Origin of the sequence: Staphylococcus pragensis, assembly GCF_004785665.1 — a bacterium.
GTDB lineage: Bacteria > Bacillota > Bacilli > Staphylococcales > Staphylococcaceae > Staphylococcus > Staphylococcus pragensis.
On record NZ_SRPJ01000001.1, the window covers coordinates 758449 to 777184 of the forward strand.

Here is an 18736-nt window from a genome sequence, read left to right on the forward strand (position 1 = left end):
ATTTCCCCCTAGTTATTTTGAGTGCTACTTTCAATAATTTTATTTTGAACAAGTTTATGAATTTCTCCATCACCTTCGGCTGGTGCTGCACGTTGAATTCTGCCATGATAACTTAAATTATATTCATTACCTACAAGAGATTTTAAGTATGGATATACAAATAACCAAGCACCTTGGTTTTTAGGTTCTTCTTGAACCCATGAAACAGTTTCAAGATTAGGTAATCCATTTAATACTTCTCTAATTTCTTCTTCAGGGAATGGATATAATCTTTCCACAGCCACTAGTAAAATAGATTCGTTAGGATTTTTAGCTAAATGTTCTTTTAAATCAATAAACATTTTTCCTGAAGCTAGAATAACTTTAGTCACTTTATCTTTTTCAGCTTCATCTACAAGGATTGGTTTAAATCCACCAGATGTAAATTTTTCAATTGGTTGAGCAACAGTTTTGTTTCTCAACAAGCTTTTTGGTGACATAATAATTAAAGGTCTCATAGCTTCTGTGCCTAAACTTTTAGCTTGTGCTCTTAATAAATGGAAGTAGTTACTTGAACTTGATAAGTTAACCACTGTACTATTATTTTCAGCTGCTAATTGTAAAAATCTTTCAAGTCGTGCTGAAGAGTGCTCAGCACCTTGACCTTCAAACGCATGTGGTAAGAATAGTGTTAAACCGGTTCTTTCACCCCATTTAGCACGGCCAGAAGACATGAAGTTATCAAATATCATTTGAGCCATGTTCGAGAAGTCACCATATTGAGCTTCCCAAATATTCATGCTTTCTTTGTTCTCAACGTTGTAGCCATATTCAAAGCCAACAACAGCTGCTTCAGATAATGGACTATTGTGAACTTCAAATGTAGCTTTTTGATCAGGAACATGATGTAAAGGTGTGTAAACATCTCCATTTTCCTCATCATGTAAAACAGCATGTCTATGACTAAATGTACCTCTTTCACTGTCTTGTCCAGTTAAACGAACTGAGATACCGTCTTGAACAATTGTTGCAAATGCAAGTTGTTCTGCTTGTGCCCAATCCACTAAACCGTCTTCTTTTTCGAATGGTTCTCTACGTTTTTCAAGCACTTTATCTAGCTTTTTCAACACATGGAAATCTTCTGGATAAGTTAACATCGCATCATTAATTTCTTTCAGATGATCGAATGTGAAGTCCTTATCATCGCTTTGTAAAGGTTGTTGTAAAGATTCAGGTTTTTCCATATCAGGATTATCCATTTTATCGGCTTTATCAAGTTTATCTTGAGCTGAACGCATAGATTTTTGGACATTATCCATAATTTCATTCATTTGCTCTTTGTTAATAACGCCTTCATCTACTAGTTTGTTACCATAAATAATTTCAACAGAATCATGTTTACGAATATTTTGATATGGAACAGGGTTTGTAATTGATGGTTCATCCATTTCGTTATGCCCGTAACGACGATAACCTACTAAATCAATTACGAAGTCTTTGTGGAATTCTTTTCTGAAATCCATTGCGATATCAATTGCTTCAATTGTTGCTTCTACATTATCAGCATTAACATGTAAGATAGGCACATCATAACCTTTAGCAATATCAGAAGAATATGTTGTAGAACGACCATCAACTGGTTCAGTTGTAAAACCAATACGGTTATTCGTAATGATATGTAAGGCGCCTCCTGTAGAATAGCCATCTAAATTACTTAAATTCATTGTTTCGAAATTGATACCTTGACCTGGGTAAGCTGCATCACCATGGACTATGATAGGCATAGCTTTATGGAAGTCAGTAGAAGGACCACCATTATGATGAGTATCATCTTGAGCAGCACGTGTTTTTCCAATAACAACTGGCGCTACAATTTCTAAATGACTTGGGTTGTTTGCAAGTGAAATGCGTTGTTCTATACCATAAGAAGAAGTTGTTTTAACGCCACCTAAGTGATATTTAACGTCACCTGTCCAACCAGAAGTTAATTCTAAGCTTCCATCTTCAGGTAAAAACTTCATTGGATCAGTGTGCATGAATTCTGAAATCATCATTTCGTATGGTTTTTCTAATACATGAGTTAAGACATTTAAACGTCCACGATGGGCCATGCCGATTTGAATATTCTGAATTTCTACTTCTGCAGCACGTTTTAGAGTATGTTGTAACATAGGCACTAATGTGTCTACACCTTCGATTGAGAAACGTTTTGCCCCTACGAAGTTTTTATGTAGATACTTTTCAAAGCCTTCAACATGTGCTAGTGTTTCGAATAATTTTTTCTTTTCATCATTATTAATATTTGCTTTATAAGGTGTTTCAATTCGACGTTTTAACCATGTACGCTCTTTATTGTTGTTAATATGGTTATATTCGAATGCAATAGGTCCCTTATAGCGTTTTTCCATACGCTCAATTGCTTCATATGCATTGTCATAAATATCACTAAAATGTTCAGAAACAATGCCAGCAGAAATTTGTTCTAATGTCGCTTTATCTAAATTAAAATCTTCTATAGTTAATTTAGGAACATTAGTTCTTTCAGGAGCATTTACAGGGTAAATATCGGCCTTAAGGTGACCATATTGTCTAATGTTATCGATTAAGCGCATGATACGTTTGATAGTGCTATCATCCGCTGAAGAACCACTCCCTTTTGTGGTAGGTTTAGCCTCGATATTAGCTTCACCATTTTTTATTGTACTAAAAAGAACTTGTAAATCATCAGATACAGAAGAAGGGTCTTGTAGATAATCATCATATAAATCTAACATAAGACCTAAATTTGCACCAAAGTTTACAGGAGCTTCCGTAACATCCTTGTTATCCTTTGCCATAGTATACCCTCCACAAAATAGTTAAACCGCTTACAGAATAATCATAGCATTATTTAACACTTTGATAAAGCCTATTGACTGAATATTATGTAAAAGGATGAAGAATAAAAATAAGTTTTGCCAAAAAGGTTTTTTTGTATCGTAATTTATATCATTTAAAGCCTTTTTTGGAGGAAATTTCTTCCAAATGAGTCTTTATTATAGAGTATTGGATTGTAAACTTCTTAAGTGATAACGTTATTTTTAAGGTCTTGAATTAAAAAAAGACTAAGATTGAACAAAACATAGTTCAATCCTAGTCATCTGCGGTTATTTTTCTAATTAAAATGAAGTGAGCCAATTTTATTATTTAAAAATTATTTTAAAAGTAGTATATTGATTTACTTTGCTATCAACCATTATATAGCCACTATATTGTTGCACAATCTTTTCAGCTATAGAGAGACCTAGACCATTACCTCCTTGGCTTCTAGCTCTTGATTTATCAACTCGATAAAAGCGATCAAATATAAATTCTTGATCTTCTTTAGGAATACCCATACCGTGATCCGTTATTTCAATACTTATTTGTTTATTTCGAAGTTGAGTTTTAATAATGATATGTTTGTTTTCTTTATCATATTTCATCGCATTGTCGATAAAAATTAAAAGTAATTGTTCGAATTGATGGCGATTAATATACAAGTTTAACGGCTTATTTGCTAAATGAACATCAAACTGATAATCGGGATGTAATTGTTGTAATGATTTAACTCTTGAACGAATTTCTTCGTTAATATCGACGTCTTCACTTTCTAATGCTTGTATATTCACTTTATCTTTCGTTAAAAGTAATAACTCTTCCACGAGTTTTGTAATACGATTCATTTCTTCTAATGAAATATTTAATGATTCCTCTAATACTTCTGGGTCTTTTTTTCCCCAACGCTTAATTAAATTTAAATGTCCTTGAATAATTTGAAGCGGTGTCCGCAATTCATGTGAAGCATCTTCTACAAATTGTCGTTGTTGATTAAATGACTCTTCAATTTGAAACATCATATCGTTAAACGTTTCAATTAAATTATCGGTTTCTTCATAATTAGTATTGAGCTCTAGTTTATTTTGGAATCCATCGCGTCGTATTTGAATCATTTTATTAGACATTCTTATTAACGGCTTGGTTATTTGTCTTGAAATGATATAACTAATTCCACCAGTAATTACTGTTGCTACTACTCCAAACATAATAGCTACTATATAAAGGGAACGTACGACATTATTATATCCCTCAAGTGAATGAACTAAAACGATAAACCCTTGGAAATTACGACTTTGAATAGGTTCAGTCATGATAAGAAATTGTCTACCATTATACTTTTTAACTTTTACGCGTTCAATATTTGCTAAATCAAATTGTGGTTTAATATGCATACTACTCTCATTTGAAGTATGCATGATTTCTTTACCATTTTGATTGTATACTACAACTTCTTCAAAATTTTCTAAAGATGCACTTAAATCTAGAGGTGAAATATGTTCCATAGAGCGTGTTTGAATTAAATTAACAATTTCACTAGAGCTATGCTCGGCTTCATCAATTTCTCCCTTACGCAATGTGTCTTTCAGAAAGAAAATAGTCATTGAGCAAAATAAAAGGATGGTCGTAAACACAATAAGTGTCGTAATTGTCATCCATTTATATTGTAAAGTACGTTTTTTTATCATCGGATCACATACCCTACACCACGTACAGTTTCAATTGTTTTCTCTTTACCAAATGGCTTTAATTTATTTCTTAAATAGCGAATATAAACATCTACCACATTCGTTTCTACTTCGCTATCATACCCCCATACATGATCTAAAATTTGTTCTCTTTGTAATACATGATTACGGTTTGTCGCTAATACGTATAATAGATCATATTCTGTCTTCGTTAAATCAAGTTGTTCACCATTAACGGTAACTTTGAATGCATCGATATCAATTTTAATACCATTGATGTCGATAATATCTTTTTGGGGTTGGCGACGTAATACTGCACGAATTCTAGCGAATAACTCTTCTATTTCAAATGGTTTTACAATATAATCATCAGCACCATAGTCTAATCCAGTCACCTTATCATACGTATCACTTTTGGCTGTAATAATAATAATAGGCGTAGTCTGTTCTTGACGCACACGGCGACATATTTCAAGACCGTTAATATTAGGAAGCATTAAATCTAAAATAATTAAATCATAACTATTGTTTAATGCTTTGTCTAAACCAGCTTGCCCTTCATATTCAATATCCACGTTATAATTATCGTGGGTTAATTCTAATTCAAGGAATCGAGCTAAATTTTGTTCATCCTCTACTATTAATATATCTGTCAATGGTTGCACCTCTTTTTTTGAAAATAAGCTAACAAATACGTTTAATAATTTAAAATTAATTTCCGCTAATTATGGCCAATTAGCCCTTTATAATATAAGTAATATTTTATCATAGTATATCTCTAAATAAGCATACAAGTATGTTAAAGCAAAGTAAGATGTGATGAATTTTTGACTTAACATTAAACGCTTCAAAATAAATCTAAATTTTTCACATTTCTAATTGACAATGATTATCAGTCGTGTATAATAATAGTTGAAAATGATTATCAATACCGACTAAGACAATTCCCCCCACATATATTTCGTTCTTACAGGGTTGATCATTTTCGAGTTATTCCCCTTTTATATGCCCGTAAAAGACTAACGTTGAAGTTTTAAAATTAGCTTAAACGTTTTAATTAAAGTAGTGAATCTAATGCCGAGGTTCACTGCTTTCTTTTTTGGTTATTTCTCACTTACCTCATTTTCCTAAAAAGAAAAGAGAAACAGGCTTCAAATATGAATACTCTGCTTCTCTTATGAAAAATATTAATATGAAGTTGGATATAGTTGTTTCTTCAAAATTAATGTTGATAAAACAATACAGAAAGCGCCGCCAATAATGCCAGCAATAACATCAGTAGGATAATGCACGCCTAAATACACTCTTGAAATTGAAATTAACAGAATGAATAAGGCACATAGTCCGATGATAATGCCTTTATTAGAACCAGACATACTTCGATTAGCAATAAACATTGCACTTCCGAAAAATGACGTTGAACCCATGGCATGTCCACTAGGGAAACTAAAACCACTGATATCAATTAAACGTAATAATGTTGGACGTTCACGGTCAAAGATGTTCTTTAATACAGGGTTTAGAATGCCTGATAATGCCATAACAATTGCAAAAAATAATGCTTCAATTTTACAGCGTTTAAGCATTAAATAAGCTACAAACATTAATGATAAACAAACCATGGCCCACACTTCTCCAATTTTAGTTGCGCCTAGCAAAATTGAAGTTGTTATAAAACTTTCTGATGAATAAATAAATTCATATACTTCTGTATCAATCCATTTACCTAATCTTGATTCATGGAAAAAAGCGATAATTCCAAAGATTAGAGTGAAAACTATGAGTAATGTAATGCGCTTTGCACGATTCATCAAGTACGCCTCCTGTATTTATAAAGCGTCGTTCAAGATTTTATCAAACAAATCTTCTCTAGTATAACTTTCATTATAGGTTTCCATTTGTTTAATGATACTGTCACGTTGACTTTCAATATCTTTTAATTGTTCTAAAAGTTTAACTTGAGTGAGCTGATCTTCAGGAATTGTTCTGCCATAACCTTTAGATTCAAAGTTTTTAGCATTATCTATTTGGTCGCCACGAGATTGATCTAATCCTAATGGGATTAAAAGCATTGGAATACGTAACGTTAAAAATTCATATATAGCATTTGATCCAGCTCGACTTACTACGGTATCCGTAATAGCAAGTAAGTCAGTAAGTTCCTCTTTCACAAATTCGTATTGTACATATCCACTCTTATTAATAGAGTGATCGATTAAACCATGACCTGTAAGATGAATGATTTGATAATCTTGAAGCAGTGCTTCAAAATTTTCACGAATCGCATCGTTTAACTTTTTACTACCTAAACTTCCACCCATTACAAGTAAGACTTTCTTAGAATTGTTAAAGCCTGTAAGTTGATAACCACGTTCTTTGTTACCTTCTTTTAAGTCTGCACGTATTGTTGCACCTACAAAATCTGCTTTGTCTTTAGGAAGATAATTTAAAGTGTCCTCGAATGTTGTGTAGATTTTTTTAGCAAATTTTAAAGATATCTTATTTGCTAAACCAGGTGTTAAATCTGACTCATGAATAATTGTTGGGATTTTTAATGAACGAGCGGCTATTACTACTGGAACAGAAACAAATCCCCCTTTAGAAAATAGTAAATCTGGCTTCTCTTTTTTTAATACTTTACGTGCATCAAGAACGCCTTTTAATACTTTGAATACATCTTTAGCATTTTCAAAAGATAAATATCTACGTAACTTACCACTTGATATTGGATAATATTTAATCTCAGATAATTGAGATTCAATCATTTCACGTTCAATGCCGTTTTTAGATCCAATGTAAAATGCCGTGTGACCTTTTTCAATAGCAGTCGGAATGAGACTTAGATTTACGGACACATGTCCGACTGTGCCGCCACCAGTAAATGCTATTTTAGTCATAGTTATTAACCTCTATTCTTATATGTTTTTATAGTATGCATAGAATGGTGCACCTCTATCAAAGGGATGATAGTCTATTTCTGCCTCGCCAACTTTTTCGAACCCAAACTTCTCAAATAAGCCTTGTGCAGGTTTATTAAGCGCAAACGTATCAGTTAATATAACATGTACGTCGTGATCTTCAGCAAGTTGAACAGCGAAGTCAAATAATTCAGTAGCTGCACCTTTATAATTTTTTGACCCAGCTAATCTGTGGATGACATAAGCACCTTCTCTATCAACTGGCCATTCTAAATCATCATACCATTCTGATTGTTGTTGGTCGACCACTATAAAACCGTAAATTGAATTCTCTTCTTCTAATACATAAAGCGTTTCAGTATCAATATCTTCTTCAAAATGTTCGGCAATAGGATATTTGTCATCCCATTGATTATTATCTTGTTCTTGCATTAATTGTTTTGCTTCTTCAACTAATGTCTCGATTTGATTTATATCTTCTTTTTTACCTAATCTAATTGTCATTTTCAAAACACCTCTTTATTTTAGTTTATCCAATAATTTATCTAATACTGTATCTTCTTTATTAGATTTTTCAACTAATAACTGCGTGAATTTGTCGTTCGTTTTAGCATCAAATTTACCAGTAGTAGGTAAATGATTATCAGATTGAAATGCTTTAAGTTTAGTAGATAAATCTGAGTCAAATTGATTTGATTCGTCATTTATTTTATAGCCTAAAGCATTTAAACCAATCTTAATTGATTTAACATTTTTATTATTATCTCCTACTGAATATGTTTTATCAGTTGGAATGACACTAATAGATTGATACTTAGGAGATGCTATTTTAACATCTGGTTCGATACCTTTACCATGAATGTAGTGGCCATCTGGAGTTAACCATTTCATTTGAGTATATTTTAATAATGAACCATCACTAAATTCACGAGTTGTTTGTACTATACCTTTACCAAACGTTTTTGAACCATAAACTTTTGCTTTATGATGATCTTTCAGAGCTCCTGTAAATACTTCTGAGGCACTTGCTGAGCCTTCATTTACTAAAATGCTCACTTTCATATCTTTTGCTTCTTTTAAAGCGTCATTCGATGTCGTAATTGATTCTTTATCATTACCTTTCTCAAGTTGAACAACAGTTTGTCCTTTATCGATAAAGATATTAGCCATTTTAACGGCTTCATCTAATAAGCCACCCGGATTATTACGTAAATCAAGTACAATACTGCGAACACCTTCTTTATGTGCTTTAAGTACTGCCGCTTTTAATTCGCCAGCCGTATTTTCTTGGAATTTATTAATGGTCAAAATACCGATACCATCTTTTTTCTTATATTCTACGCTTTTAACATGGATTTTTTCTCGTTTAATATCTATATCTTTTTCTTGAGATCCACGTTTAATAGTAAGTGTTACTGTGGTACCTTCTTTACCACGCACCTTTTTGACTACTTCATCTAAAGGTTTGCCTTCAACAGAATGTCCATTTATTTTAGTTACAACATCTTTCGGTTGTATTCCTGCTTTTTCAGCAGGAGAATCTTTAATAGGACTTGTAATCATAATTTCTTTGTCTTTCTTCTGCATTTCTGCTCCGATACCTACGAAGTCACCTGAAACATCTTCGTTAAAACTTTTAGTTTCTTCTTTAGTCATGTATTCAGAATATGGATCTTTTAATTCTTTAACCATACCGTCGATGGCTGCTTCTGTTAATTTATTAGATTGTTGTTTTTTATAATAATCATTATTTAGAGTTTTATAGGCGTATTCAATTTTTTTCATTTCTTTACGTTCGTCTTTAGTCAAACCACTCAATTTGTGATTGATTCCAATCGTCGCAGCAACAGTTAATGCTGCAGTGAGAATAATAGCAAGCAGTAAGATAAGAATAAATTGCCAAATCTTTAAGTGTACTTTTTTAGGAGATGACACTTCTTCATTTTGATTAGAAGACAATCGCTCATCATGCTTATCTGTATTATGATTCATTCAAACACTTCCTCTATTACTTCATATGTATTTACTCTTTATTTTGAAAAGATATTACTAGTATGTCTTTATTTATAGTTAAACGCAAATTAGAAGACTATTTAAAGTTTAAAGTAATAAAGCGGGAGAGAAATCAATCTTTTGTTAAAAAGATTTCCTCGTCCCGCCCTAGCAAGAATAATTAAAATTTCAACCATTCTGTATATTCTTCATATAAATCGTCAAATACTGACATTGGTACTGTAATATCACTTTGCATCTCAATATAATCAGATAGTGTATTAAAGTCGCTTTCATGTTTAGGAAAAGCTAAATCATTAAAAATTTCTTCAGCTAATTCGCCTTTACTATCTTTTCTTCCTCTGACAGTAAGTGCAAATTGGTAAAAAGAATGATTCTTCATTAGCTCATAGTCACATCAATGACTTTTGTTTCGCCTTTTACTACTGCTTGAACATCATCGAAATGAATTGATTCAGTTTGATCTGAATTAGTAATAATAATTGGTGAGATGACATCTTTAGCATTTTTTCTGATATATTCTAAATCAAATTTTAATAATGGGTCGCCAACTTTTACTGTATCACCACTATTTACTAAAATTTCAAAGCCTTGACCATCCAGTTGGACAGTATCTAAACCAATGTGTACTAAAAGTTCAAGACCATTATCAGCTTTCAACCCAATAGCGTGTTTTGTAGGAAAGACATTATCTACTTTACCTTCAATTGGTGATACTACTTCACCTTCAGAAGGATTAATACCAAAACCTTCACCCATCATTTTTTGTGCAAATACAGGATCTGGAATATCTTCGATTTTTACATATTCACCTGTAAGTGGTGCATAAATTTCAGTTTCTTTGTTAACTTCTTTACCTTTACCAAATAATTTTTTAAACATATTTATTCACTCCTATTATTTTTCAAAATGTGGAATTAAATCGCCATATCCAAGGTCTTCTAATTTCTCATAAGGTATGAACTGAATTGCAGCTGAATTAATACAATATCGTAAACCGCCACTTTCTTTAGGACCATCGTTAAACACATGCCCTAAATGACTATTTGCTTCTTCAGATCTTACTTCCGTTCTAACCATACCAAATGTTTTATCAACGAGTTCAATGATTTCATCATCGTCAATTGCTTTAGAAAAACTTGGCCATCCACAATTGGACTCAAATTTTTCTTCAGATGTAAATAATGGCTTACCTGAAATTTTATCAACGTAAATTCCTTTATCAAAATGATTCCAGTATTCATTTTGAAATGGAGGCTCAGTACCATTTTCTTGTGTTACTAAGTATTCCATATCATTTAGTTCATTTTTATTTTTTTTAATCATTTTTTGACCCCCAATGCGATTCAATAAAAGCTTTTCTACCTGATCCACGTTGGTACTGTTCGTAGTGCATAGGGTTTTTCTTATAATAATCTTGATGATAATCCTCTGCTGGATAAAAATTCTTATAAGGAAGCACAGGCGTAATGACAGGTTTTTTAAAAATACCTTGTTCATTCAACTGTTGAATTTTTAATTCAGCAGCTTGTTTTTGTTTCTCATCATGATAAAAGATTGCAGGTTCATAGCTTTCGCCTCTATCAAAGAATTGACCACTATTATCAGTAGGATCAAATGTTTTAAAATAAACATCTAATATATTTTCAAAAGATGTAATTTCAGGATTGTAAGTGATTTGTACAGCTTCTCTATGGCCTGTTTCATTCGTACAAACTTGTTCATATGTGGGATTCTCTACGTCACCGCCAGTATAACCTGAAACTACACTTTCAATACCTGGATATGAAGTGAATGGTTTAACCATGCACCAAAAGCATCCTCCAGCAAATGTTGCGTATGCCATTTAATTACCTCCTTTGTCATTATTTAAATTTACGCTAATATGCGTATATTTTAAAGTGATTTACTTATTCAGCACTTAAAATATATTAATGACGAACAACGACTAGCCCTATTGCCCCTTGTCCAGTATGAGTCGAAATAACTGGTGTTGTGACATTTACATCATATTCTTGAGGACCAAAAGCATCATCAAATTGTGATTTTAATTTTTCGACAAAATCAATCACATTAGCGTGCGCGACACCAATAGATTTAATTTTATGTTTGTCAATAAATTCTGAAATTTCTTTTTTTAAATATTGAATACTTGAGTTTTGTGTACGTGCATTATGCACCATTTCTAAATAGCCATCTTCCAGCGTACCAATAGGCTTGATTTTCATAATATTTCCAATAAACCCTTTTGTCTTACTAATACGTCCACCTTTGATTAATTGATTAAGTTGACCTATAACTACAAATAATTTTGTATTTTTTTGTACTTCTTTAAGGCTCTCAACTATTTCAAACGAAGATAGATTAGTATTAACTAATTCAACTAATTTTTGAATTTGATAACCAAGACCAAATGAAATTGATTTTGAATCAATGACAGTTATATTGGCATCTACCATTTCACTTGCTTGTAGTGCAGTTTGGTAAGTTCCGCTTAGTCCAGATGACATGTGTATACTAAAAATTTCTACATCATCTTTCGATAAAGTTTCATATAGTTCGATAAACTTCCCAATTGGCGGTTGACTCGTCTTAACATCGGCGTCATCTTCGATATGTTGTATATATTCTTCAGATGTAATGTCTAATTGATCGACATAAGATTTGCCATCAATCGTTACACTTAAAGGAATGACGTGGATATCATGTTCTTTTAAATAATCTTGTGATAAGTCTGACGTAGAATCCGTCACTATAATTTGTTTTGTCATAAGTACCTCCATTAAATCACTTTACTTATTATGTTTACGAACTAAATGTAGAAATGTATGTGGAATTGTATTTTTCTCATCTAATTCCCCTTCTACAGAAGATTCAACTTCCCAATCTTCAAATGTATATTCAGGGAAAAATGTATCTCCTTGATGTTTTCCTTCTACTACAGTGATATACATATCATCTACTTTATCAATCATTTCTTCAAACAATGATTGACCTCCAAAAATGAATACGTGTCCTTCCAAATCATATATTTCGTCGAAAGAGTGTATAACATCTACGCCATCAGCATGAAATGAAGTGTCACGTGTCAATACAACATTTCGTCTGTTTGGTAATGGTTTACCGATTGAGTCATATGTTCTTCTTCCCATAACTAAAGTGTTACCTGTTGAAAGTTTCTTAACATGCTTTAAATCATTTGGTAAGTACCAAGGTAAGTCATTGTTATAACCAATAACACGTTGTTGATCGTGTGCTACTAAAATTGATAAAGTCATCATTTTCCCTCCGTTATTTATTTAAGAAAAATTTTTGATTTTTATTAAGTAATTCAATTAAATATAGATTGAAATGTCTATATAAGGTTACTTCATTTTCAAATAAATAGTAAATCGGAATAGCTTTATACTGCAATAGGTGCTTTGATTGCAGGATGTGATTGATAATCTATTAATTCAAGGTCTTCATAATTTATATCGAAAATCGAAGCGTTAGAATTTATTTGTAATGTGGGAGGCGTATAGCTCTCTCTAGATAATTGCGTTTGAATAGCATCAATATGATTTGAATAAATATGTGCATCTCCAAATGTATGGACAAATTCGCCTACTTCAAGGCCACATTCTTTAGCAATAAGGTGTGTTAATAAGGCGTAGCTAGCAATGTTAAAAGGCACACCTAAGAAAATGTCTGCACTACGTTGATATAATTGGCAACTTAATTTACCGTCTTGTACATAAAATTGAAACATTGTATGACAAGGTGGCAAAGCCATTGAATCGATTTCAGCAGGATTCCATGCAGATACAATGTGACGTCGTGAGTTAGGATTATCTTTGATTTGTTGGATCACTGTTTTTAATTGATCAAAGTGATTCCCTTCTTTATCTACCCAATCACGCCATTGTTTACCATAAACATTTCCTAAATCGCCATACTTTTGAGCGAAACTATCATCATTTAAGATGCGTTGTTTAAATTTGGCCATTTCTTCTTTATACAGTTCATTAAAATTAGAATCTTCTAAAGCTCTATGACCAAAATTTGTCATATCTGGTCCATCATAATCTTCAGATTGAATATATTTTTCAAAAGCCCATTCATTCCAAATATTATTGTTATATTTTAATAAATATTGAATATTTGTATCGCCTTTAATAAACCACAATAATTCAGTAGCTACTAATTTGAATGATACTTTTTTTGTAGTTAAAAGTGGGAATCCTTTTGATAAATCAAATCGTAGTTGATGACCAAATTTTGAAATTGTACCTGTGTGTGTTCGATCATCGCGTTCATTACCTATTTTTAAGATTTCTTCGCATAAGCTGTGATACGCTGAATCAAAGGGGTTTAACATAGTGTCATCTCCTAAATGTATATATTAACTATTATTATACTAGAAAATGAATGGTTATTAAATTATCTATAATAGAGTTCCTCAGTTTTTCAGAATTTTAATCATGAATAGAGGCCAATCTTTAAATATTAAACTAGCAAAATAAAAATAAAACCTATAATAAACTCTTTGAAAAAATCAATTAGCTATTATAGGTTTTAAAAATTTATATTTAAAGATTAACTTTGTTTAGCAATTTTCATCAAAAGCGTCTTTAATGTCCATGCAAATATCTTGAATATCACGGCCTTCAATATGTTCACGTGGAATAAAGTGTTTCAATTCAGTACCTTTAAATAATGCGTATGAAGGACTTGATGGTACTTGTTGAATATATTCACGCATTGTTTGTGTTGCTTCTTTATCTTGTCCAGCAAATACAGTGATTTTATTTGTAGGTTTTTTATCATTTTGTTCTGCTACGGCAACAGCTGCTGGTCTAGCTAAGCCAGCTGCACAACCGCAAGTAGAGTTGATAACAACGAATGTGGTATCGTTATCGTCCACATTATTCATATAGTTTGATACTGCTTCACTTGTTTCTAAACTTTCAAAACCATTCTCAGTAAGTTCAGCACGCATTTGTTGTGCTAATTCTTTCATATATTGTTCATATGGATTCATAGTAAATACACTCCTAATTTAAGTATTTAAATTATTGTTTATTTATCACGATTGGCAATTTGTTTCCAAACTGAGCCAAGTGCTTCGTCTCCCTTTTCAATACGAGAGATAGCCATTTCAATTTGTAATTTAACTTCATATGCGGGATCATCAACATGTGCTTTTAAGCTTGGAAGTTGATCTTCGCCACCTTCGTCAAATAAGAACATAGCTGCACGCCAACGTACAATTTTTTGTGGGTCATCTAGGGCTTTTTCCATTTCTGGTAAAGCTTCTTTATACCCTAAATCACTCAGACAATCTCCTGCTGTACGTCTGACGGCAGGACTTTTATCTTTAAGGCCTTCATAAAGATATGAAAGTACAGCTTTATCATTTATCATGCCAAGTAAAACAATTGATTCTCTTCTTAGAGCCACTTTTTCTTCCTGTAAAGCAAGTTGTAGAAGCGGTAAATCTTCAATTGTAGGTGTTGGAAATTCCTTTAGCATACGTAAGCGAGCTTTCCAATCTTCGGTTTGACGATATTCTTCTATTGTAATGTGTTTGTATTGTGACTGTGGAACAACTACTGTTTCTGTTGATAAAGCTGCTTGCGTTAACTCTTTCAATCTTTGCTCTGGATACATCGCAAGAATTTCTTCAACTACTTCAGCCATAATCTCATCAAGCTCACCATAACGAATACCTAAATCACGCCATTTACGTAAAAAAACGACATTCTCCCCATCTTTTTGAGCACTTAACATACTATCTACGAATATATCAGGGAGTTGCTGACGTTTTTCTTGATCAGAAGTAGTTAATTTGATTTGATATGGAATGTCTTTAAAGGTTAATACTTCTGCTTTTACTTCACCGAAATGATCATCAACTTGAGATTGAACCACAGTGTCATCTTCATTACTTAGCGTGGAAGTGATGAGAGGCAATACATTTTCCCAATTAGCACGTGGTTCTTTATCTATAGCTAAAAAGTCCATAACATAGAAGATAGATTTAACGCCTTCTAATGCTAATAAATCATTTATAAATTTTGGATTTGATTCTTTAAATTCTGTATAAGTATTAGATTGATTATCTGATCTTTTTTCAGTTAATACTATTTTCATAGTATTTGGACTAGGTGTTGGTTCAACTCTCAAAATCTCCATTTAAAAATCTCCCCTCTTAATTATGAATTAATTGAAAGTGGATTGAATTTGAGGTAATAAATCATTCCAATTAGCATCTTCTTCTTTATCAACAGAAATAAAGTCCATGACATAAAAAATAGACTTTACCCCATCAATTTCAAATAATCGATTGATAAAATCAGGTTGTCCATCTTTAGCTGATGTAAATGTATTAGATTGATTATCTGATCTTTTTTCATCTAAATTAATCTTCATTGTATTATAATTTGGTGTTTCTTCGATTGATACAATTTGCATAATACGATTGCCTCCTATTATAGACTGTCGCCTCATCCTTCACTCTTTATCAATTTATACGCAACTGGATTCCCTACGCATAGTAAACTCTCATCATTGCGTATCATTTTCTCTTCAATTGATAAGGAGGCCTGTCAGTCTAGATACTTTGAAATATTGTCTTAAGACACTTCTTATTGAAGTTCATTTCCTAATTGCTTAATTTGTTTACCAATTGAACACTCTGAGATACAAAAGTGATGAGCTTGTGTTTTACCCTCAGTTTTTCTAATGTGCGTTTTAAGTAAACATTTATCACAATAAGTATTCATTAAGTCATCAATTTTTTGAATTGCATTTTGTTCGGAATGCGTAAGAATGCTAGTCACTCCTTATTTCAGTTATTATCTGATAATAATCATGGAGTTATTATAACTTAAATTAAAGTAATTTTGAAATAATCGATTTACTCATAAATTTATAAAATTTCTAACTCCTATTGCAACTATTGTACTTTTACTATAAAATGTATAAGTTGTTTTTGCGGTTTCTAAACACCCGCATTATCAAAATTTAGGAGGATAATCATGTTTAATGAAATTTTTGGAGTAGCAACATTTTTTGTTACTTTTATTTTAATGGTCGTCATGTTTCGTTGTTTTGGTAAACAAGGCTTAATAGCTTGGGTAGCTATAGGTACAATCATTGCTAACATACAGGTTATTAAAACTGTAGATATCTTTGGAATATCTGCTACTTTAGGGAATGTTATGTTTGCTTCAATTTATTTGGCTACAGATATTTTAAATGATATCTATGGTCGTAAAGTAGCTAAACGTGCTGTATGGTTAGGCTTTTCATCAACATTAGTTATGATTATTGTAATGCAAATGTCATTACATTTTATTCCAGCTCCTGAAGATGTAGCTCAAAAATCATTAGCAACTATCTTTGATTTAGTACCACGTATAGCTCTTGGCTCAATTTTAGCTTATATTATTGGTCAACATGTCGATGTATTTATCTTTTCAATGATTAAAAAAATCTTTAGTTCAGATAAAACATTTATTATACGAGCATACGGTAGTACAATGTTAAGTTCAATTATTGATACAGCTTTATTTGTAGCTATCGCATTTGTTGGTACATTACCTATTGCCGTAGTGTTTGAAGTATTTATAACAACTTATTTACTTAAACTAATGTCAACTGTATTTAATGTTCCATTTGGATATATTGCTAAATCGATGTATCGCAAAGGTAAAATTCATAAATTAGATGAGGGTTATTAATTCATTGAATAGCATAGAAGAGGTTTGGACAGAATACTACTTTTGGAACATTGTTTCTTAGTTTAAAGCAGAAATTCTTTATGTCTTAGACCTTTTCTCATGCTATTCTCTTTTTTTAGAATTTGATAGTATAGTATTGAAATAGTAAGTTTATTTTATTTGAAAAGGTGTTATAAAATGGCGAAAATATATTTTGATGCTGCATCAAATGGAAATCCAGGTCAAAGCACGTGTGGCATAGTAATTAAAGAAGAGAATGAAAAATTTACTTTTACACATGATTTAGGTGAATTAGATAATCATAGTGCAGAGTGGGCTGCTTTGATACATGCTTTAGAACATGCTAGAGAATTAAACGTTAATAATGCCCTGTTATACACAGATTCTAAATTAATTGAAGATAGCGTTAATCAAGGTTATGTAAAAAATATCCGTTTTAAACCTTATTTTGAAAATATGGAAATTTTAGAACAAAGCTTTGAATTATTATTTGTAAAATGGGTTCCTCGCGATCAAAATAAAGAAGCAAATCAATTAGCACAGCAATATCTTTATAAATTAAGTAAAAAGAAATAGTTAATCAAAAATAAATCCTTGAGATCAGGAAAGATTACTCTTAAATTAGAGAAAATTGAATCTTTCATATATCTCAAGGATTTTTAATTATAGTTTAGAAGAAATATACTTACCTGACACGTATAGCTCATGCTCGTTACAAATAGATAATATATGATTGAGTGAATGAGCATATTCCATTTCGTCATATAAAGAAGCTATGTCAAGTGGAACCTCTGTATGGATTTCTGCTAATTGTTTGGATAGTAGTAAATTTGCTTCATCATTTTTAATTTTCTTTTGTTGTCCTGGTGTTAATTCATCGATATGCTGAAGGACATTTTCAACACTATCATAAGATTGAATCAATTTAATTGCTGTTTTCTCGCCTATTCCTTTTACACCTGGATAACCGTCTGCACTATCTCCCATAAAAGCTTTAATATCTATTAATTGAAGTGGATTTAATTGATATTCTTCATTGAAACGGTCTAGCGTATAACGATTATATATATTGAATCCCTTTTTAATGAGCCATACTTCTACATTGCGATTAATACATTGAAGGATATCCTTATCTCCAGTGATAATGTGTACCTCGCTGTCTTGAGAATAGGCTTTAGCTAATGTACCGATAACATCATCAGCCTCATAATTGACCATTCCGACGTTAATGAAACCGAATTGCTCAGAAATTTCTTTTACATAATCAAATTGAGGAATAAGCTCATCTGGAGGCGCTGGACGATTTTGTTTATATGAATCATACATTTCATTTCTGAAAGTTGATTGCCCCATATCCCAACACACTGCTACATGTGTAGGATTGATATCGTGAATAGCATTAAAAATATGCCTTACAAATCCTTGTATACCATTTGTAGGTATGCCTTTTGAATTATACATAAATTGATTGTGTAAACTTGTAGCATAAAAATGTCTAAATAATAGCGCCATGCCATCTACTAGTAGGACACGTGATGTCATAAATAGTGCCTTC

The 18736-nt window shown here is 31.9% G+C and carries 21 protein-coding genes and 1 pseudogene; 2 read left to right on the forward strand and 20 right to left on the reverse strand.

Going from position 1 to position 18736, the window contains the following annotated elements; genetic code table 11:
• Positions 1-8 precede the first annotated feature (8 nt).
• The 19 genes and pseudogenes from E2558_RS03720 to E2558_RS03805 form a co-directional block, all read right to left on the reverse strand.
• Positions 9-2816 (reverse strand): 2-oxoglutarate dehydrogenase E1 component, encoded by a 2808-nt coding sequence (locus E2558_RS03720; RefSeq protein WP_126566860.1) that lies wholly within the window; start codon positions 2814-2816, stop codon positions 9-11.
• 345 nt (positions 2817-3161) lie between these two features.
• Positions 3162-4523 (reverse strand): HAMP domain-containing sensor histidine kinase, encoded by a 1362-nt coding sequence (locus E2558_RS03725; RefSeq protein ID WP_126566861.1) that lies wholly within the window; start codon positions 4521-4523, stop codon positions 3162-3164.
• Positions 4520-5179, reverse strand: a complete 660-nt coding sequence (locus tag E2558_RS03730; protein WP_126566862.1) for a response regulator transcription factor — start codon at positions 5177-5179, stop codon at positions 4520-4522. Before E2558_RS03730 ends, E2558_RS03725 begins: the two co-directional genes overlap by 4 nt.
• A gap of 217 nt (positions 5180-5396) precedes the next feature.
• A pseudogene (locus E2558_RS12450) lies at positions 5397-5506 on the reverse strand (hypothetical protein); the annotation flags it as partial.
• Positions 5507-5710: 204 nt separating this feature from the next.
• Entirely contained in the window at positions 5711-6334 is a 624-nt protein-coding gene (locus tag E2558_RS03735; protein WP_126566863.1) for a phosphatase PAP2 family protein, read from the reverse strand.
• 18 nt (positions 6335-6352) lie between these two features.
• On the reverse strand, positions 6353-7420 hold the full coding sequence (locus E2558_RS03740) for an undecaprenyldiphospho-muramoylpentapeptide beta-N-acetylglucosaminyltransferase (protein WP_126566864.1): 1068 nt from the start codon (positions 7418-7420) through the stop codon (positions 6353-6355).
• Positions 7421-7438: 18 nt separating this feature from the next.
• Positions 7439-7945, reverse strand: a complete 507-nt coding sequence (locus E2558_RS03745) for a GNAT family N-acetyltransferase (RefSeq protein ID WP_126566865.1) — start codon at positions 7943-7945, stop codon at positions 7439-7441.
• 15 nt (positions 7946-7960) lie between these two features.
• Positions 7961-9433, reverse strand: coding sequence for a S41 family peptidase (locus tag E2558_RS03750; protein ID WP_126566866.1), 1473 nt, complete (start codon positions 9431-9433; stop codon positions 7961-7963).
• Between the two features lie 181 nt (positions 9434-9614).
• Entirely contained in the window at positions 9615-9836 is a 222-nt protein-coding gene (locus tag E2558_RS03755) for a YozE family protein (protein WP_103298404.1), read from the reverse strand.
• Complete coding sequence (locus tag E2558_RS03760) at positions 9836-10336, reverse strand: PTS sugar transporter subunit IIA (RefSeq protein WP_126566867.1); 501 nt, start codon at positions 10334-10336, stop codon at positions 9836-9838. The genes E2558_RS03755 and E2558_RS03760 overlap by 1 nt, the downstream gene beginning before the upstream one ends.
• A gap of 15 nt (positions 10337-10351) precedes the next feature.
• Positions 10352-10780 carry a peptide-methionine (R)-S-oxide reductase MsrB gene (msrB, locus tag E2558_RS03765; protein ID WP_126566868.1) on the reverse strand — a complete coding sequence of 143 codons (429 nt, stop codon included), beginning with the start codon at positions 10778-10780 and terminating at the stop codon, positions 10352-10354.
• Positions 10773-11300 (reverse strand): peptide-methionine (S)-S-oxide reductase MsrA, encoded by a 528-nt coding sequence (gene msrA / locus E2558_RS03770; protein WP_126566869.1) that lies wholly within the window; start codon positions 11298-11300, stop codon positions 10773-10775. The genes msrB and msrA overlap by 8 nt, the downstream gene beginning before the upstream one ends.
• Positions 11301-11385: 85 nt before the next feature.
• On the reverse strand, positions 11386-12225 hold the full coding sequence (fakB2, locus tag E2558_RS03775) for a fatty acid kinase binding subunit FakB2 (RefSeq protein WP_126566870.1): 840 nt from the start codon (positions 12223-12225) through the stop codon (positions 11386-11388).
• Positions 12226-12246: 21 nt separating this feature from the next.
• Positions 12247-12732: a dihydrofolate reductase gene (locus E2558_RS03780; RefSeq protein WP_126566871.1), complete on the reverse strand. Its 486-nt coding sequence runs from the start codon at positions 12730-12732 to the stop codon at positions 12247-12249.
• 125 nt (positions 12733-12857) lie between these two features.
• Entirely contained in the window at positions 12858-13814 is a 957-nt protein-coding gene (locus E2558_RS03785; protein WP_126566872.1) for a thymidylate synthase, read from the reverse strand.
• Between the two features lie 228 nt (positions 13815-14042).
• Positions 14043-14477 (reverse strand): bacilliredoxin BrxA, encoded by a 435-nt coding sequence (brxA, locus tag E2558_RS03790; RefSeq protein WP_126566873.1) that lies wholly within the window; start codon positions 14475-14477, stop codon positions 14043-14045.
• Positions 14478-14515: 38 nt separating this feature from the next.
• The gene (locus E2558_RS03795; protein WP_126566874.1) at positions 14516-15631 is read right to left on the reverse strand and encodes a conserved virulence factor C family protein; all 1116 of its coding nucleotides are present in this window, start codon (positions 15629-15631) and stop codon (positions 14516-14518) included.
• 27 nt (positions 15632-15658) lie between these two features.
• Positions 15659-15910, reverse strand: coding sequence for a NifU N-terminal domain-containing protein (locus E2558_RS03800; protein ID WP_126566875.1), 252 nt, complete (start codon positions 15908-15910; stop codon positions 15659-15661).
• A gap of 173 nt (positions 15911-16083) precedes the next feature.
• Entirely contained in the window at positions 16084-16278 is a 195-nt protein-coding gene (locus E2558_RS03805) for a zinc-finger domain-containing protein (RefSeq protein ID WP_126566876.1), read from the reverse strand.
• Positions 16279-16476: 198 nt separating this feature from the next.
• Between E2558_RS03805 and E2558_RS03810 the strand changes: the two genes are divergently transcribed.
• A complete protein-coding gene (locus tag E2558_RS03810) occupies positions 16477-17181 on the forward strand; it encodes a queuosine precursor transporter (protein WP_126566877.1) in 705 nt (234 codons plus the stop codon).
• Positions 17182-17358: 177 nt separating this feature from the next.
• Positions 17359-17757, forward strand: a complete 399-nt coding sequence (locus E2558_RS03815) for a ribonuclease HI family protein (protein WP_126566878.1) — start codon at positions 17359-17361, stop codon at positions 17755-17757.
• Positions 17758-17844: 87 nt separating this feature from the next.
• On the opposite strand, the gene E2558_RS03820 is transcribed toward E2558_RS03815, so the two are convergent.
• Positions 17845-18723: a 5'-3' exonuclease gene (locus E2558_RS03820; protein WP_126566879.1), complete on the reverse strand. Its 879-nt coding sequence runs from the start codon at positions 18721-18723 to the stop codon at positions 17845-17847.
• Positions 18724-18736: the final 13 nt, after the last annotated feature.

What these genes read in the sequence shown, in the direction of transcription:
- E2558_RS03720 (WP_126566860.1), bottom strand. Translation starts at nt 2,816, where the DNA reads ATGGCAAAGGATAACAAGGATGTTACGGAAGCTCCTGTAAACTTTGGT.
- E2558_RS03725 (WP_126566861.1), bottom strand. Translation starts at nt 4,523, where the DNA reads ATGATAAAAAAACGTACTTTACAATATAAATGGATGACAATTACGACA.
- E2558_RS03735 (WP_126566863.1), bottom strand. Translation starts at nt 6,334, where the DNA reads ATGAATCGTGCAAAGCGCATTACATTACTCATAGTTTTCACTCTAATC.
- E2558_RS03740 (WP_126566864.1), bottom strand. Translation starts at nt 7,420, where the DNA reads ATGACTAAAATAGCATTTACTGGTGGCGGCACAGTCGGACATGTGTCC.
- E2558_RS03745 (WP_126566865.1), bottom strand. Translation starts at nt 7,945, where the DNA reads ATGACAATTAGATTAGGTAAAAAAGAAGATATAAATCAAATCGAGACA.
- E2558_RS03750 (WP_126566866.1), bottom strand. Translation starts at nt 9,433, where the DNA reads ATGAATCATAATACAGATAAGCATGATGAGCGATTGTCTTCTAATCAA.
- E2558_RS03755 (WP_103298404.1), bottom strand. Translation starts at nt 9,836, where the DNA reads ATGAAGAATCATTCTTTTTACCAATTTGCACTTACTGTCAGAGGAAGA.
- E2558_RS03760 (WP_126566867.1), bottom strand. Translation starts at nt 10,336, where the DNA reads ATGTTTAAAAAATTATTTGGTAAAGGTAAAGAAGTTAACAAAGAAACT.
- msrB (WP_126566868.1), bottom strand. Translation starts at nt 10,780, where the DNA reads ATGATTAAAAAAAATAAAAATGAACTAAATGATATGGAATACTTAGTA.
- msrA (WP_126566869.1), bottom strand. Translation starts at nt 11,300, where the DNA reads ATGGCATACGCAACATTTGCTGGAGGATGCTTTTGGTGCATGGTTAAA.
- fakB2 (WP_126566870.1), bottom strand. Translation starts at nt 12,225, where the DNA reads ATGACAAAACAAATTATAGTGACGGATTCTACGTCAGACTTATCACAA.
- E2558_RS03780 (WP_126566871.1), bottom strand. Translation starts at nt 12,732, where the DNA reads ATGACTTTATCAATTTTAGTAGCACACGATCAACAACGTGTTATTGGT.
- E2558_RS03785 (WP_126566872.1), bottom strand. Translation starts at nt 13,814, where the DNA reads ATGTTAAACCCCTTTGATTCAGCGTATCACAGCTTATGCGAAGAAATC.
- brxA (WP_126566873.1), bottom strand. Translation starts at nt 14,477, where the DNA reads ATGAATCCATATGAACAATATATGAAAGAATTAGCACAACAAATGCGT.
- E2558_RS03795 (WP_126566874.1), bottom strand. Translation starts at nt 15,631, where the DNA reads ATGGAGATTTTGAGAGTTGAACCAACACCTAGTCCAAATACTATGAAA.
- E2558_RS03800 (WP_126566875.1), bottom strand. Translation starts at nt 15,910, where the DNA reads ATGCAAATTGTATCAATCGAAGAAACACCAAATTATAATACAATGAAG.
- E2558_RS03810 (WP_126566877.1), top strand. Translation starts at nt 16,477, where the DNA reads ATGTTTAATGAAATTTTTGGAGTAGCAACATTTTTTGTTACTTTTATT.
- E2558_RS03815 (WP_126566878.1), top strand. Translation starts at nt 17,359, where the DNA reads ATGGCGAAAATATATTTTGATGCTGCATCAAATGGAAATCCAGGTCAA.
- E2558_RS03820 (WP_126566879.1), bottom strand. Translation starts at nt 18,723, where the DNA reads ATGACATCACGTGTCCTACTAGTAGATGGCATGGCGCTATTATTTAGA.